This is a genomic window from Georgenia sp. SUBG003 (assembly GCF_000715355.2).
Lineage (GTDB): Bacteria > Actinomycetota > Actinomycetes > Actinomycetales > Actinomycetaceae > Georgenia.
The window spans coordinates 2,216,079-2,229,601 of the sequence record NZ_CP180204.1 but is presented as its reverse complement, the minus strand read 5'-3'; the positions used below and the strand labels follow the sequence as shown (position 1 = coordinate 2,229,601).

Here is a 13,523-nt window from a genome sequence, read left to right as displayed (position 1 = left end):
TCATGGTGTCTGCGGCCCTCGGCGGTGTGTTGGAGGTGCTCGTTCTCTCTCGTGTCGGGTGGCGTGCTCAGGCGGTGCGGATGGTGGTGATGGGGGGTGCCGTCGGGGGCGGGTGAAGGTCCACTGGTCGCCGGTGCGTTCGATGGTGATGTTGCGTTGGTGGACGTAGTCGTGGTGGTGCCAGCACAGCAGGATGCCGAGGTGGGCGGCGGTCGTGCCGTGGTGCTCGTACCACCAGATGGAGTGGTGGATCTCGCCCTCGCCGGGCGGGGCGTGGCAGTCGGGGTAGCGGCAGGTGCGGTCGCGGGCGATGATCGCGCGGGTCTGGGCGGGGGGTGAAGAGGCGTTCTTCGCGGCCGGTGTCGAGGATCTGGGAGTCGGGGCCGAAGATGACGCGGTGCAGGGCGCCGGCGCAGGTGAGGCGGGCGAGGAGCTGGGGGGCGAGAGGGGGTGCCGTCGGCCAGGGTGGCGGGTTCGGCGCCGAGGAGGGCGGCGTGGTCGAGGTCGCCGGGGATGACGGACCGTAGGTTGGCGCCGTGGGCGCCGTCGTCGTCGCCGTGGGAGGTGGGGGGTCCTCCCGCTCTTCTTCGCGTCCGGTTTGGCTGGCGGGCCGAAGGTGGCACCGGGGTGGTCGGTACTGGGCCGCTGGGCCGCGACGAGCCGGGTCAGGGTGTCGTAGGGGACGTGGACGGTCAGGTGGGGGGCGGATGCGGGCGCGGGTCTGAGGGTGCCGGTGTCGAGGGCGAGGCGGGCGAGGGCGGTCAGGGCGTGGGCGCGGCGTTGCGGAGGGGTGCGGGGGGTCGGTGGGCGCCGGGGGGTGCCGGTGCGGGCGTCGAGAGCTTCCTGCAGGGCCTGGCCGTTGGCGGTGGTGAGCCAGCCGGCGAGGTGGTAGCCGCCGGTGGTGGGGGGAGAGGGTGACCTGCTCCTTCTCGGAGTCCTGGCGGTGGGTGCGGTCGGCGGCGGCGGGGTCGGCGCGGTAGGCCCAGTGCTTGACCAGGTGGGTGAACTCGGTCGCGCCGAGGGTGCGGGCGTGGGCGAGGAGGAAGTTCTCGCCGAGGTCGGGGGTCGGTGAGGCGGTCGCGGACGGCGGGGGGTGGTGGCGGCGTGGGTGGTCAGGGCGGTGGCGTGGTCGGCGCTGATGGTCCCGGCGGCCAGGGCTTCGGCGGTGGCGGGCAGGTGGTCGCGCAGGCGGCGGGCGTGCCGGACGGCCTTGTGGGCGGTGGTGTGGTGGCGGCCGGTGCGGGCGCGGTACCAGGCGGCGAATGATCTCGCGCCGGTGGTGGCCCACATGCCGTCGGTCTCGGTGGCGGTGAGGAAGCGGGCGGTGAGGGCCTCGAGGCGGCGGTGGAGGGCCTCGGCGGCGTCGAGGGCCTCGAGCAGCTCGGCGGAGGGCAGAGCGGCGAGGTCGGTCCCGGTCAGGGTGTCGAGCCGGTCGCGGCGGCGGAGCGGCTGGCCGAGTTCGTCCTCGCGCTGCACCGCCCTGCCCCGCCGGACGCCCCGCACAACCCGGTGCGCGGGGTCCCGCTGTCCGCCCGGGACACCGCGGTGCGGGAGCGCCTCGCGACGCGGTGCCGTCCCCGACGCGACCGCGTCGGAGGCCTGTGGGGGCGAACTGGTGGAGGTCCCGTTCTGGGAGGGTGCGCCGTCGTGGATCCACGGGGACCTCCACCCGGCGAACCTCCTGCTGGACGACGCCGGAGGCCTCGCCGCCGTTCTCGACTTCGGCGACCTGGCGGCGGGGGACCCGGCCACCGACCTGGCGACGGCGTGGCTCACCCTCGCCCGGCCGGCGCGGCCGGCGCTTCGTCGCCGCCCTCGCGGGGGCGCTACGACGACGCGGCCTGGCTACGAGGCCGCGGGTGGGCGCTCTCGATCGCGACCGCGATGGTGGCGCACTCCGACGACGCGCCGGTACTTGCCGCCGTCGGCCGGGAGGCGCTGGCGCACGTGCTCGACGGCTGACGCCCGGCGTCGGACGGGCCGACGCCGGTCAGTCGTCCAGATGGCGGACCAGGCTCGTCGCGATCCCGGTGTAGGTGGCCGGCTCGAGCGCGAGCAGGCGGGCCTCGACGTCGTCGGGCAGACCGAGGCCGGCGATGAACTCCCGCATGCCCGGGCCGTCCACGCGGCGTCCCCGGGTGAGCTCCTTGAGGCGCTCGTAGGGATCCTCCATGCCGGTGGCGCCGGCGATCGACGCCGCCCGCATGGCCTGCTGGACGGCCTCGCCGAGCACCTCCCAGTTGGAGTCGAGGTCGCGGGCGAGGGCGTCGTGGTCGACGTCGAGGCCGGCGAGGCCCCGGCGGACGTTGTCGACGGCGAGCAGCGAGTGGCCGAACGCGGTGCCGATGTTGCGCTGCGTGCTCGAGTCGGTGAGGTCGCGCTGCAGGCGGGACGTCACCAGCGTCGCGGCGAGGGTGTCGAGGAGCGCGCAGGAGATCTCGAGGTTGGCCTCGGCGTTCTCGAACCGGATCGGGTTGACCTTGTGCGGCATGGTGGAGGAGCCGGTGGAGCCCTGGGCGGACAGGCGCTGGCGGAAGTAGCCGAGCGAGATGTAGGTCCACACGTCCGTGGCGAGGTTGTGCAGCACCCGGTTGAAGCGCGCGACGTCGGCGTACAGCTCCGCCTGCCAGTCGTGCGACTCGATCTGGGTGGTCAGCGGGTTCCAGGTCAGGCCCAGGTGCTCGACGAACGCGCGGGCCACGTCCTCCCAGTCGGCCCCCGGGACGGAGATCGCGTGGGCGCCGTACGTGCCCGTCGCGCCGTTGATCTTGCCGAGGTACTCGGTGCCCGCGACCCGGCGCAGCTGGCGGCGCAGCCGGTGCGCGAGGACCGCGAGCTCCTTGCCCAGCGTGGTGGGGGTGGCCGGCTGGCCGTGGGTGCGGGCGAGCATGGCTGCGCCGGCGTGCTCGCGGGCCAGGGCGGCGACGTCGTCGGTCATCGCGGTGGCGGCCGGGAGCCACACCTGCTCGACGGCCTCCCGCACCGTGATCGCGTAGGAGAGGTTGTTGACGTCCTCGCTGGTGCAGAAGATGTGCACGATCTCGTGCACGCCCGGCAGCACGGTGTCCTCGCCGAGGGTGGCCGGGGCGGCGTCCAGGCGGCGCTTGAGGAAGTACTCGACGGCCTTGACGTCGTGCAGCGTCTCGCGCTCGATGTCGGCGAGCTCGGCGATCTCGTCCGCGCCGAAGGAGGCGACGACGCCGCGCAGATAGTCCTTGTCCGCCTCGGTCAGGCGGGGCGCGCCCGGGAGGACGCCGTGGTCGGTGAGGTGGATCAGCCACTCGACCTCGACGTGCAGGCGGGCGCGGTTGAGCGCCGCCTCCGACAGGTGGTTCGCGAGGGGGGCGACGGTGCGCCGGTAGCGGCCGTCCAGCGCCCCGAGGGCGACGGGCGGGGTCAGGCTGGCCAGGTCGACGCGATCGCTCATGCGCGGCATTCTTCCAGCCGCCCTCAGGGGCCGCCGACGGCGTCCGACGGCCGGTCGCCCCGGGCCGTGCGGTGAGAGGTCGGCGTCGGGCTTACCGTCTCAGGCCGGACCGACCCGCGGCGCGTTCGCCGCCGCGGCCGACGCTCGATCAGTGGCTCTCGGCCGGTGAAGTCGGCCTGGACCGACTTCGGCAGCTCAGGGTCACTTGACCGGAAGTGCTGCCGAACGGGCTCGCCGCGGTGCGGGCGCGGGCCCGGGCGGGCATGCTCGTCGGAGCCCGACCCCTGGAGGAGTCATGCCCGACCTCGTCATCGTCCGTCACGGCGAGACCGAGTGGAGCCTGTCCGGCCAGCACACCGGCCGCACCGACATCCCGCTCACCGCGCGCGGGGAGGCGCAGGCCCGCGAGCTGCTGGACAACCTCGGCGGGCGGACGTTCGCCAAGGTGCTCGTCAGCCCGCGCCAGCGCGCACGCCGGACCGCCGAGCTCGCCGGGATCGAGGACTTCGAGACCGACGACGACCTCGTCGAGTGGGACTACGGCGAGGTGGAGGGCATCACGACAGCCGACTACAACGACAGTCGTCAGGCCCAGGGGCTGCCCGTGTGGAACCTGTGGACGGACGGGGCGCCGGGCGGCGAGAGCGTGGAGGACGTCGCCGCCCGGGTGGACCGGGTCCTGGACCGGGTGCGGCGGCTGCTCGAGGACGGCGACGTGCTCGTCGTCGGGCACAGCCACTTCTCCCGGATGGTCGTGGTGCGCTGGCTCGGCCTCCCGGGACGCCACGGGGAGAACTTCCTGCTCGACGCCGCGCACTGGGCGGTCCTCGGGCACAAGCGCGGCGCACCCGTGGTGCGGCACTGGAGCGTCCCACCCACTGCCTGACGACTCTGCGGCGGAGCACGGCGCAGCTGCCGACGCTCTTGTGCCGACGATGCGCCAGTCGCTATCTTGCGCGACATGGTACCCGGCGAAGACGCCATCCTGTCGAACCTGCGCCGCGGCGCACTCGAGTACTGCGTCCTCGCCCTCCTGCGCTCCGGGCCGCGCTACGGCCTCGACATCGCTCGCGTCCTGACCGTCGACGGCGTCCTCATGAGCGGGGAGGGCACCCTCTACCCGCTCCTCGCCCGTCTGCGGAAGGCCGGGCTGGTGGAGACCACCTGGCAGGAGTCGACCGCCGGACCGCCCCGCCGCTACTACGCGCTCACCGACGACGGTGAGCGCGCCCTCGCCACCTTCAACCAGGTGTGGCACCCGTTCCGGGACGCGGTGGACGCGGCCCTCGAGCAGAGAGCAGAACCGACATGAGCGCCGCCGACGCCCGCGTCACCGCCTACCTCGACGACGTCGCCCGCATGCTCGCGAACACCGACCCGTGGGAGAGGGCGGAGATCCTCGCGGAACTGCGTGAGCACATCGACGCCGCGCTCGCCGACCTGGACCGGCCCGCCGATGACGCGGTGGAGCGCGTGCTCGCCCAGCTCGGCCCGGCCGACCGCGTGGCCGTCGCCGCCCTGACCGACCCCGGCACGTCGTCGCGACGGACCGCGGTCACTGCCCCGCCGGCACTCGCACGGCCCTGGGTACCGGTCACCGTCGGGCTGCTCACGGCCCTGTCGGCCGGCCTCTATCTCGTGGTGCTGGCCGCGTCCGTTGCGCTCGCCGTGACGCAGCAGCCGGAGGTGGTACCTCCGGCCGAGGTGCAGAGTCCGATGCTCCCGGCGTCCTACGACGTCCTGTGGAGCATGCTCGTCCCGCTCGGCGTGGCCGGCCTCCCCTGGCTCGTCTCCACCATCCTCCTCGCGTCCTCGCCGTTGTGGACCGACTGGCAGAAGTGGGCCGGTGCCCTGCTCGTGCCCGCGCTAGCGGTGACGTGCGGGGCTGTGTCCTGGCTCGGCGCCTGGGGGCCGGCGAGCGCCCCGCGGTCGGTGCTCGCGGTGGCGGTCGGTCTCGCCGCCGCAGCGGCCGCGGTGCGGCTGGTCGTCACGCTGTGGCGGGACGGGGCGCGCCGGGCACGCGGCTGGCGGCCGGCGGCCGTCGCGGTCTGACGTCCGCGGTTACAGGTCCGTGGCGGGTGTCCGGACGCGCGTCCTGTGGTGGAGTAGCCCCATGGCCAAGGCGAAGGCGCCCGCGACCGAGCTCGAGGTGGGCGGGCGGACCGTGCGGATCTCCAACCCCGACCGCGTCTACTTCCCCGGCCCCGGCCACACCAAGCTGGACCTGGCCAGCTACTACGTCGCCGTCGGCGACGGCGTGGTCAACGCCCTGCGCGAGCGGCCCTGCATGCTCCATCGCTTCCCCGAGGGGATCGAGGGGGAGAAGGTCCACCAGAAGCGCCTGCCGCACGGGGCCCCCCGACTGGGTGCAGACCGTGCGGGTGCACTTCCCCCCGCTACGACCGCGACGCGGACGAGCTGTGCGTCACCGAGCTCGCCCAGGTGATCTGGGCGGTGCAGATGTCCACCGTCGAGTTCCACCCGTGGAACAGCCGGCGCGCGGACGTGGAGAAGCCCGACGAGTGGCGTATCGACCTCGACCCGGGCGACACCACCGACTTCGCCACCGTCCGCCGCGTGGCCGCGGTCGCCCGCGAGGTGCTCGACGGGCTCGGTGCCACCGGCTTCCCCAAGACCACCGGCGGCGACGGGCTGCACGTGTACGTGCGCATCAGGCCGAGGCACGGTTTCCACGACGTGCGCCGGGCGGCCCTGGCCTTCGCCCGGGAGGTCGAGCGCCGTGCCCCCGAGGACGCGACGACCACCTGGTGGCGGAAGGACCGCGACCCGTCGAAGGTCTTCGTCGACTTCAACCAGAACGCCCGCGACCACACCATCGCCTGCGCCTACTCGGTCCGCGGCACCCCGGACGCCACCGTGTCGGCGCCCCTCACCTGGGACGAGGTCCCCGACTGCGACCCGAGGGACTTCACCGTGGCCACGATGCCCGCCCGGTACGCCGACCTGGGTGACCTCCACGCCGGCATCGACGACGCCGTCTTCGACCTCGCCCCGCTGCTGGAGTGGGCGGAGCGGGACGAGGCCGAGGGTGAGGCCGCCCCGCCCGAGCCCGAGTGAGACGACGGCGGCCACCACGTGCCGCCGTCGTCCGACGGCGGACAGGTGCCGGGCACCCGTCCGCCGGGGCGCTCAGGCCGGCTGCGCGGCCGCCGCGGCCCGGGCCGCCCTCGGCAGCGCGGCGACGATCGCATCGAGCGCCGCGTCGTCGTGCGCGGAGGAGAGGAACCAGGCCTCGAAGACCGACGGCGGCAGGGCCACCCCGGCGTCGAGCATGGCGTGGAAGAACGGCGGGTGGCGGAAGGTGTCCTGCGCCTGGGCGTCGGCGTAGCTGCGCACGCCGTCGCGGGCGGCGGCCTCGCCGAAGAAGACGGAGAAGAGGCTGCCGGCCCGCTGCACCCGGTGGGCCACACCTGCCGCGTCGAGCGCCTCCCCGACGGCGTCCGAGACGATCCGTGCCGCCTCGTCGACCCGGGCGTACACGGCGTCGTCGGCCAGGCGCAGCGTGGCGAGGCCGGCCGCCGTCGCCAGCGGGTTCCCGGACAGGGTGCCGGCCTGGTAGACGGGGCCGGACGGCGCGAGGAGGTCCATGACCTCCGCCCGGCCGCCCAGCCCGGCGAGCGGCATCCCGCCGCCGACGACCTTGCCGAACGTGAACAGGTCCGGGACCCAGGGCGCCGAGCCGGTCGCGGTGACGTCCCCGCCGGCGGCCGCGCCGTCGAGACCCCACCACCCCCGACGGTCCGACGCGGAAGCCGGTGAGCACCTCGTCGAGGATCATCAGCGCGCCGTGGTCGGCGGTGAGGCGGCGGATCATGGCGTTGAAGCCGTCCTCGGGCGGCACGACGCCCATGTTGGCCGGCGCGGCCTCGGTGATGACGGCGGCGATCTCGTCGCCGCGCTCGGCGAAGACCGCCTCGAGCGCCGCGACGTCGTTGTAGGGCACCACGATCGTCTCCGCGGTGGTGGCCGGCGTGACGCCCGCCGAGCCGGGCAGCCCGAACGTGGCGACGCCGGAGCCCGCCTCCGCGAGCAGGGCGTCGACGTGCCCGTGGTAGCAGCCGGAGAACTTCACGACGACGTCGCGCCCGGTGGCGCCGCGGGCCAGCCGGATCGCCGTCATCGTGGCCTCGGTGCCGGTCGAGACGAAGCGGAGCTTCTCCGCGGCGGGCACGCGCTCGCGCACCGCCTCGGCAAGCTCCACCTCCGCCTCGGTGGGCGCGCCGAAGGAGAGGCCCCGGCGTGCGGCGGCCTCGACCGCCTGCACGACCTCGGGATGCGCGTGGCCGAGCAGGCCCGGGCCCCAGCTCATCACCAGGTCGACGTACTGCCGGCCGGTGACGTCCGTGATGTACGGGCCGGACGCCGAGGCGACGAAGCGGGGGGTCGCCGCCCACCGAGCCGTACGCGCGCACGGGCGAGTTCACCCCGCCCGGGATGACGGCCCGGGCGCGGGCGAACAGGTCGTGCATGGGGTCGGCGCCGGTCATCGGTCTCCTTCGGTTCGGGAACGATCGTCGCTGCAAGTTCGGTGCAGATATCGCACCGATGTTGTAGCAGTCCGGGCGACGGGCCGCGCCGGGGCCGTCCCCGCAAGGGCCGGTCGGCCCGGTCAGCCCGGTCAGCGCAGCCAGCCCGCCAGCTCGGTGGCCCAGTAGGTCAGGATGAAGTCCGCCCCGGCGCGCCTGACGCCCAGCACCGACTCCTCGATCGCGCGGCGCCGGTCGATCCAGCCGTTCGCCGCGGCGGCCTCGATCATCGCGTACTCGCCGGAGACCTGGTAGGCGGCCACGGGCACCGGTGAGACCTCGGCGACGTCGGCGAGGACGTCGAGGTAGCTCATCGCGGGCTTGACCATGACGACGTCGGCGCCCTCGGCCAGGTCGAGCGTGGCCTCGCGGAGCCCCTCGCGCCGGTTCGCCGGGTCCATCTGGTACGTGCGGCGGTCGCCCTGCAGCGTCGACTCGACGGCGTCGCGGAAGGGGCCGTAGAACGCCGAGGAGTACTTGGCGGAGTAGGCCAGCACGGAGGTGTCGGTGTACCCGTCGCGGTCCAGGACCTCGCGCACGGCGGCGACCTGGCCGTCCATCATCCCGCTGAGGCCGAGCATGTGGGCCCCGGTGGCGGCCTGCGCGAGCGCCATGTCCTGGTAGCGCACCAGGGTCGCGTCGTTGTCGACGCGGCCCGCGTCGTCCAGCACGCCGCAGTGGCCGTGGTCGGTGAACTCGTCCAGGCACAGGTCCGACATCACCACGACGGCGTCGCCCACCTCCTCGACGAGCGCGCGCAGCCCCGCGTTGAGGATGCCGTCCGGGTCGGTGGCGCAGCTGCCCACGGCGTCGCGCACCTCCGGGACGCCGAAGAGCATGACACCGCCGATCCCGGCCTCCGCCGCCTCCGTGGCGGCGCGGCGCAGCGAGTCCATGGAGTGCTGGAGGACGCCGGGCATCGAACCGAGCGCGACGGGCTCGCTCGCGCCCTCCTTGACGAACATCGGCAGCACGAGGTCGCGCGGGTGGAGGCGGTGCTCGCTGAGAAGGCTGCGCATCGCGGGGGTGGTGCGGAGCCGGCGCGGGCGGTCGACGGGCCGGACGGTGGGCCCGCCGGTGCCCGTGCGGCCGGCCGGGGGGCCCGCTGCGGTCCGGGTCGATCCGGTGGAGGGAGGTGTCATCGGTGCTGCTCCGATCGGTGGGCGAGGGCACGGCCGAGGGCGGTCACGAGCCCGGAGGGAGTCTGTTCGGCGGCGACGGCGTGGACGGTCAGCCCCACGCGGGCGGCCACCTGGGCGGTGGAGGAGCCGATCGCGACCACGCGCGGCGCGAGCTGGTCAGATGCGGAGCCGTACAGCTCGACGAGCGCCGAGGCGGTCGAGCCGGACGTGAGGAGGACGGCGTCGATCCGCCCGGCTGCGAGGTCCGCCGCGACGGCAGGGTCCGCCGGCCGCGCCGTCACGGTGCGGTAGGCGACGACGTCGTCCACGAGCCAGCCGAGATCACGCAGCCCGGTGGCGAGCGTGGGGGCGGCGATGGCCGAGCGCGGAAGGAGCACGATGCCGCCGCCCGGCGGTGCGCGGCCACGGGCGTCCCCGCGCCCCGGGGCGCACCGGCCCCGCTGACGATCGACCGCTACCGGCCCGAGGACCGGGCCGCGCTCTATCACGTCTGCCTGCGCACCGGCGACGCCGGGCGGGACGCGACCGGCCTGTACCGCGATCCCGAGCTGCTGGGTCACGTCTTCCTCGGCGCCTACCTCGCGCTGGAGCCCGGCCTGGCCCGCGTGCTGCGCCGTCCCGACGGCTCCGCCGCCGGCTACGCCGTCGGAGTCGCGGACACGACGGCGTTCGAGCGGGCGTGCGAGCAGTCGTGGTGGCCGCCGCTGCGGTGCCGCTACCCGCCCCCGGAGCCCGGTGACATCTCCGCGGACGCGAGCCTCGTCCGCGTCATCCACGCCGGCGTCCGCACGGACGGGACGTGGCTGGCCGAGCACGCCGCGCACCTGCACGTCGACCTGCTGCCGGAGGCGCAGGGCGCCGGGCACGGCAGACGGCTCCTTGCCACCCTGCTCGACGATCTCTCCTCCGCGGGCGCGTCCGGGCTGCACCTCGGCGTCTCGCCCGTCAACACCTCGGCCGTCGGGTTCTACCGGCACGTCGGGCTGCGCACGCTCGAGACCGGGACGCACCATCTGGTGCTCGGCACGCTCCTACGTTGACCTGCGGGCGGCGCCTCGGCGGGCGCTGCCTCCGCCTGTTCCGCAGACTGGCCTGGTCGTGTTCGCGGAGAGCTCGCGCGGGAGGGGACGGATGAGACTGCGGCGGGTGCAGGTCGACCGACCAGGCCTGGGCAGGCGACGGGCCGGGGACGGGTTCGTCTTCCTCGACGCCGACGGCGCGCGCGTCACGGACCCCGAGGTGATCACCCGGTGCCGTTCCCTCGTCATCCCGCCGGCCTGGACCGACGTGTGGATCTGCCCGGTGCCCAACGGTCACATCCAGGCCGTGGGCACCGACGACGCCGGGCGCCGCCAGTACCTGTACCACCCCGCGTGGCGGGAGAGCCGGGACGCGGCCAAGCACGAGCGCATCCTCGACCTCGCGCGGCGGCTGCCCGCCGCCCGACGCCGGGTGACGATGGACCTGAACCGGCCGGGCATGCCCCGTGAACGTGCCCTCGCCGTCGCCTTCCGGCTGCTGGACCAGGGGTACTTCCGGGTGGGCGGCGAGACCTACGCCGAGCACAACGGCAGCTACGGCCTCGCGACCCTGCGCAAGCGGCACCTGCGGATCACGAAGGAGGGCGACCTCGTCTTCGCCTACCTCGCCAAGTCGGGGCAGTCGCGCCGCCTGGTCCTGCACGACGGGGCGCTCGTCGAGCCGCTGACCACGCTGCGGCGTCGTCGCGGCGGCGGCGAGGAGCTGCTGGCCTACCGCCGGGGCGGCCGGTGGGTCGACGTGACCAGCGCGGACATCAACGAGTACGTCAAGGAGCGGCTGGGTCCGGAGGCGTCCGCGAAGGACTTCCGCACGTGGCACGCCACGGTGCTCGCGGCGCTCGAGCTGGCGCTGCGCACGCCCGGGGCCACCACGCAGACCGCCCACAAGCGGGCCGAGCGCGAGGCGGTGAAGGCCGTCGCGGAGTACCTGGGCAACACTCCGGCGGTGTGCCGCGCCTCCTACATCGACTCCCGGGTGCTCGACCTCGCCGAGCGCGGGCGGACCATCGACCTCAAGCTCGCGGCGCGGGCGGACAACCCGGACGACCCCGCCCCGCCCCGCACACCCACGCGCCGTGAACGTGCGGTGCTGGACCTGCTCGGCTGATCCGGCTCGCCGCTCGCCGGGCGAAGTCCGGGTGGGCGGGGTCGAGGACGACCCCCAGCGACGCCGCCTGCCGGGCCTCCGCGACGAGCGCCACCGGCTCGGCCGGCCTGCCCTCCGCCGCCCACTGGCGCTGGCACTCCTGCAGGATCCACAGACCGGTGAGGTTGCGGATGAGACGGACGCCGCCGTCGGTGCGGACCTCGTTCGTCAGGCCGGCCTCGAGGACGTCCGGAGTCACCAGCGCCTCGTCGAGCTCGACGCCGACCAGGGACCAGCTGCCCGAGGAGAGGAAGACCCGGTCGCTCTCGCGGGGCGGCAGTGCGTGGACGGCGCAGGCGGTGTCGTGGCTCCCGCCACGCAGGAGCTTGGTGCCGGGCCGGCCGGTCAGGGTGCCGATCTGGGTGCGTTCCTCGCTCAACGGCCCGAACCAGCCGGGGTCGACGCCGAGCAGCTCCATGACCTCCGTGGACCAGGCCCGCGCCCCGGGCGAGCACAGCCCGGAGGTGGAGCAGATCGCCCGGCTCCACCCCCCGTTCGCCGCCGAGCAGGTGCGCGACGTGGTCGGGGAGCATGAGGGCGGCGTCGATCTCCGCGCGCACCTCCGGCCTGTCCCGCAGGGTGGCGACGAGCTGGTGGGTGGTGTTGATCGGGTCGGGCTGGACGCCGGTGAGCTCCCAGAGCCGTCCGGCGGTGGCGCCCCTGCCGGCCAGGAGGTCCGGGACGCCCGCGGTGCGGGGGTCGCGGTAGGCGTACACCGGCGTGGCGAGGGAGCCGTCGGCGCGGACCAGGGCGTGGTCGACGCCCCAGGTGTCGACGGCGACGCCGGCGACCTGCTGGCGGTCCAGGGCGGCGGCCAGGCCGTGACGCACCTCGGCGACGATGCCCGCGACGTCCCAGACGAGCGCACCCGAGTCGTCCTCGGCGTGCAGGGGGAAGCGGTGGGCCTCGTCGAAGCTCACGGAGGCGCCGTCGTACCGGCCCAGCACCACGCGACCGGAGCTGGACCCGAGGTCCACCGCCGCGACCGCCGTCGCCGCTCCCATCCGTCCCTCCTCTCGTCCTCGTCGTCGCAGAACGGGCCCCGCCCCCGGGCGCGCGCCGGTGGGGAGCGTCCGGGTGGCGTGAGGAAGCCACGCCCTCGTGTGCGGCTACCGCTGTGCGGAGCCCGCCGCCGGCCCGGCCACCGGCGGCCGGGCCGACGCCGCGGAGCTCACTGGTACAGCGCGCGGGCGATCTCCTCGTCCTCCATGTTGGTGGAGTCGTACCAGTAGAAGCCGGTGTCGACGACCTCCTCGACCTGCTCGCCGTTGACGGCGGCGATGGCGGTCTCCACGGTCTGGTAGCCGATCTGGTAGGGGTCCTGGGTGATGGCGCCGTCCATGGTGCCGTCGTTGATGGCGTCGATCTGGCCCTGGCCGGAGTCGAAGCCGATGACCGCGAGGTCCTCGGCCCGGTTGAGCTCGCGCACGCCGTTGACGACGCCGATGGCCGAGCCCTCGTTGCAGCCGTAGATGCCCTTGAGGTCGGGGTTGGCCTGGAGGATCGACTTGGTGATGTCGGTCGAGCGGAGCTGGTCGCCGCCGCCGTACTGGACGTCGACGACCTCCATGCCGGCCTCCTCGATCGTCTCGACGAACCCGTCGGTGCGCTGGATGCCGGTCAGGGACGTCTGGTCGTGGCACACCACGGCGACACCGCCCTCGCCGCCGGTGAGCTCGACCATCCTGTTCGCCGCCTCGGCGGCCGCGGCGTAGTTGTCGGTCGCCACGGTGGAGACCGGGATGTCCGACTCGACGCCGGAGTCGAACGCGACCACCGGGATGCCCTGGGAGTCGATCTGCTGCAGCAGCGGGATCGACGCCTCGGAGTCGAGGGCCGCGAAGCCGACAGCGTCCGGGTTGCCGGCGAGCGCGGTCTGGAGCTGCTGGAGCTGCTGCTCGACGTCCGCCTCGGTGTCGGGACCGTCGAAGGTCACCCGCACGCCCAGCTCGTCGGCGGCGTCCTCCGCACCCTGACGCACGGCCTGCCAGAACTGGTGCTGGAAACCCTTGGAGATCAGGGCCACGTAGGTCTCCCCCTCGGCGGCGCCCCCGCCGGGCTCGGAGGTCCCGACGCCGCCGACGGCCTCGGTGGGGGACGTACCGCCGCCTCCGCCGTCGGAACAGGCGCCGAGGGTCAGCGCCAGGGCAGAGAGCATGACCGTTGTGGCCATCGTGGTCTTGCGCATCAGGTACTCCTTCGTCCGGATGGGGATGGTCG

At 74.4% G+C, this 13,523-nt stretch carries 12 protein-coding genes and 4 pseudogenes; 8 read left to right on the top strand and 8 right to left on the bottom strand.

What is annotated here, in order from left to right:
* Positions 1-1,476, bottom strand: coding sequence for a DUF222 domain-containing protein (locus DA06_RS11055; RefSeq protein ID WP_418607710.1), 1,476 nt, complete (start codon positions 1,474-1,476; stop codon positions 1-3).
* On the opposite strand from DA06_RS11055, the pseudogene DA06_RS11050 reads away from it, so the two are divergent.
* Positions 1,421-1,753, top strand: a pseudogene (locus tag DA06_RS11050) (phosphotransferase); the annotation flags it as partial. The gene DA06_RS11055 and the pseudogene DA06_RS11050 sit on opposite strands and share 56 nt — an antisense overlap.
* 14 nt (positions 1,754-1,767) lie before the next feature.
* Positions 1,768-1,962: a hypothetical protein gene (locus tag DA06_RS11045; RefSeq protein WP_052436645.1), complete on the top strand. Its 195-nt coding sequence runs from the start codon at positions 1,768-1,770 to the stop codon at positions 1,960-1,962.
* 28 nt (positions 1,963-1,990) lie between these two features.
* Here the strand turns inward: DA06_RS11045 and purB are convergent, their stop codons facing one another.
* Entirely contained in the window at positions 1,991-3,427 is a 1,437-nt protein-coding gene (gene purB / locus DA06_RS11040; protein ID WP_043499966.1) for an adenylosuccinate lyase, read from the bottom strand.
* A gap of 295 nt (positions 3,428-3,722) precedes the next feature.
* On the opposite strand from purB, the gene DA06_RS11035 reads away from it, so the two are divergent.
* The 4 genes and pseudogenes from DA06_RS11035 (at position 3,723) to ligD (ending at position 6,505) form a co-directional block, all read left to right on the top strand.
* The gene (locus DA06_RS11035) at positions 3,723-4,313 is read left to right on the top strand and encodes a histidine phosphatase family protein (protein WP_043499964.1); all 591 of its coding nucleotides are present in this window, start codon (positions 3,723-3,725) and stop codon (positions 4,311-4,313) included.
* Positions 4,314-4,388: 75 nt separating this feature from the next.
* Positions 4,389-4,739: a PadR family transcriptional regulator gene (locus DA06_RS11030; protein WP_043499962.1), complete on the top strand. Its 351-nt coding sequence runs from the start codon at positions 4,389-4,391 to the stop codon at positions 4,737-4,739.
* On the top strand, positions 4,736-5,479 hold the full coding sequence (locus tag DA06_RS11025) for an HAAS signaling domain-containing protein (RefSeq protein WP_043499960.1): 744 nt from the start codon (positions 4,736-4,738) through the stop codon (positions 5,477-5,479). The genes DA06_RS11030 and DA06_RS11025 overlap by 4 nt, the downstream gene beginning before the upstream one ends.
* A gap of 61 nt (positions 5,480-5,540) precedes the next feature.
* Positions 5,541-6,505: pseudogene (gene ligD, locus DA06_RS11020) on the top strand (non-homologous end-joining DNA ligase).
* Positions 6,506-6,577: 72 nt separating this feature from the next.
* Here the strand turns inward: ligD and hemL are convergent.
* The 3 genes and pseudogenes from hemL to DA06_RS11005 all read right to left on the bottom strand — a co-directional run bounded on the left by hemL (position 6,578) and on the right by DA06_RS11005 (position 9,676).
* Positions 6,578-7,935: pseudogene (gene hemL / locus DA06_RS11015) on the bottom strand (glutamate-1-semialdehyde 2,1-aminomutase).
* A gap of 131 nt (positions 7,936-8,066) precedes the next feature.
* Positions 8,067-9,116: a porphobilinogen synthase gene (gene hemB, locus DA06_RS11010; protein ID WP_418607707.1), complete on the bottom strand. Its 1,050-nt coding sequence runs from the start codon at positions 9,114-9,116 to the stop codon at positions 8,067-8,069.
* Entirely contained in the window at positions 9,113-9,676 is a 564-nt protein-coding gene (locus DA06_RS11005; protein ID WP_418607706.1) for a uroporphyrinogen-III synthase, read from the bottom strand. Before DA06_RS11005 ends, hemB begins: the two co-directional genes overlap by 4 nt.
* 45 nt (positions 9,677-9,721) lie before the next feature.
* Between DA06_RS11005 and DA06_RS11000 the strand changes: the two genes are divergently transcribed.
* Both DA06_RS11000 and DA06_RS10995 read left to right on the top strand, forming a co-directional pair.
* Positions 9,722-10,156 carry a GNAT family N-acetyltransferase gene (locus tag DA06_RS11000; protein ID WP_418607705.1) on the top strand — a complete coding sequence of 145 codons (435 nt, stop codon included), beginning with the start codon at positions 9,722-9,724 and terminating at the stop codon, positions 10,154-10,156.
* A gap of 91 nt (positions 10,157-10,247) precedes the next feature.
* Positions 10,248-11,264, top strand: a complete 1,017-nt coding sequence (locus DA06_RS10995) for a DNA topoisomerase IB (protein ID WP_418607704.1) — start codon at positions 10,248-10,250, stop codon at positions 11,262-11,264.
* Here the strand turns inward: DA06_RS10995 and DA06_RS10990 are convergent.
* The 3 genes and pseudogenes from DA06_RS10990 to DA06_RS10980 form a co-directional block, all read right to left on the bottom strand.
* Positions 11,170-11,721 carry an FGGY-family carbohydrate kinase gene (locus DA06_RS10990; RefSeq protein ID WP_418608498.1) on the bottom strand — a complete coding sequence of 184 codons (552 nt, stop codon included), beginning with the start codon at positions 11,719-11,721 and terminating at the stop codon, positions 11,170-11,172. The two genes, DA06_RS10995 and DA06_RS10990, sit on opposite strands and share 95 nt — an antisense overlap.
* Before the next feature lie 124 nt (positions 11,722-11,845).
* A pseudogene (locus DA06_RS10985) lies at positions 11,846-12,307 on the bottom strand (rhamnulokinase); the annotation flags it as partial.
* 167 nt (positions 12,308-12,474) lie between these two features.
* On the bottom strand, positions 12,475-13,491 hold the full coding sequence (locus tag DA06_RS10980) for an ABC transporter substrate-binding protein (protein WP_043499939.1): 1,017 nt from the start codon (positions 13,489-13,491) through the stop codon (positions 12,475-12,477).
* Between the last annotated feature and the right edge of the window lie 32 nt (positions 13,492-13,523).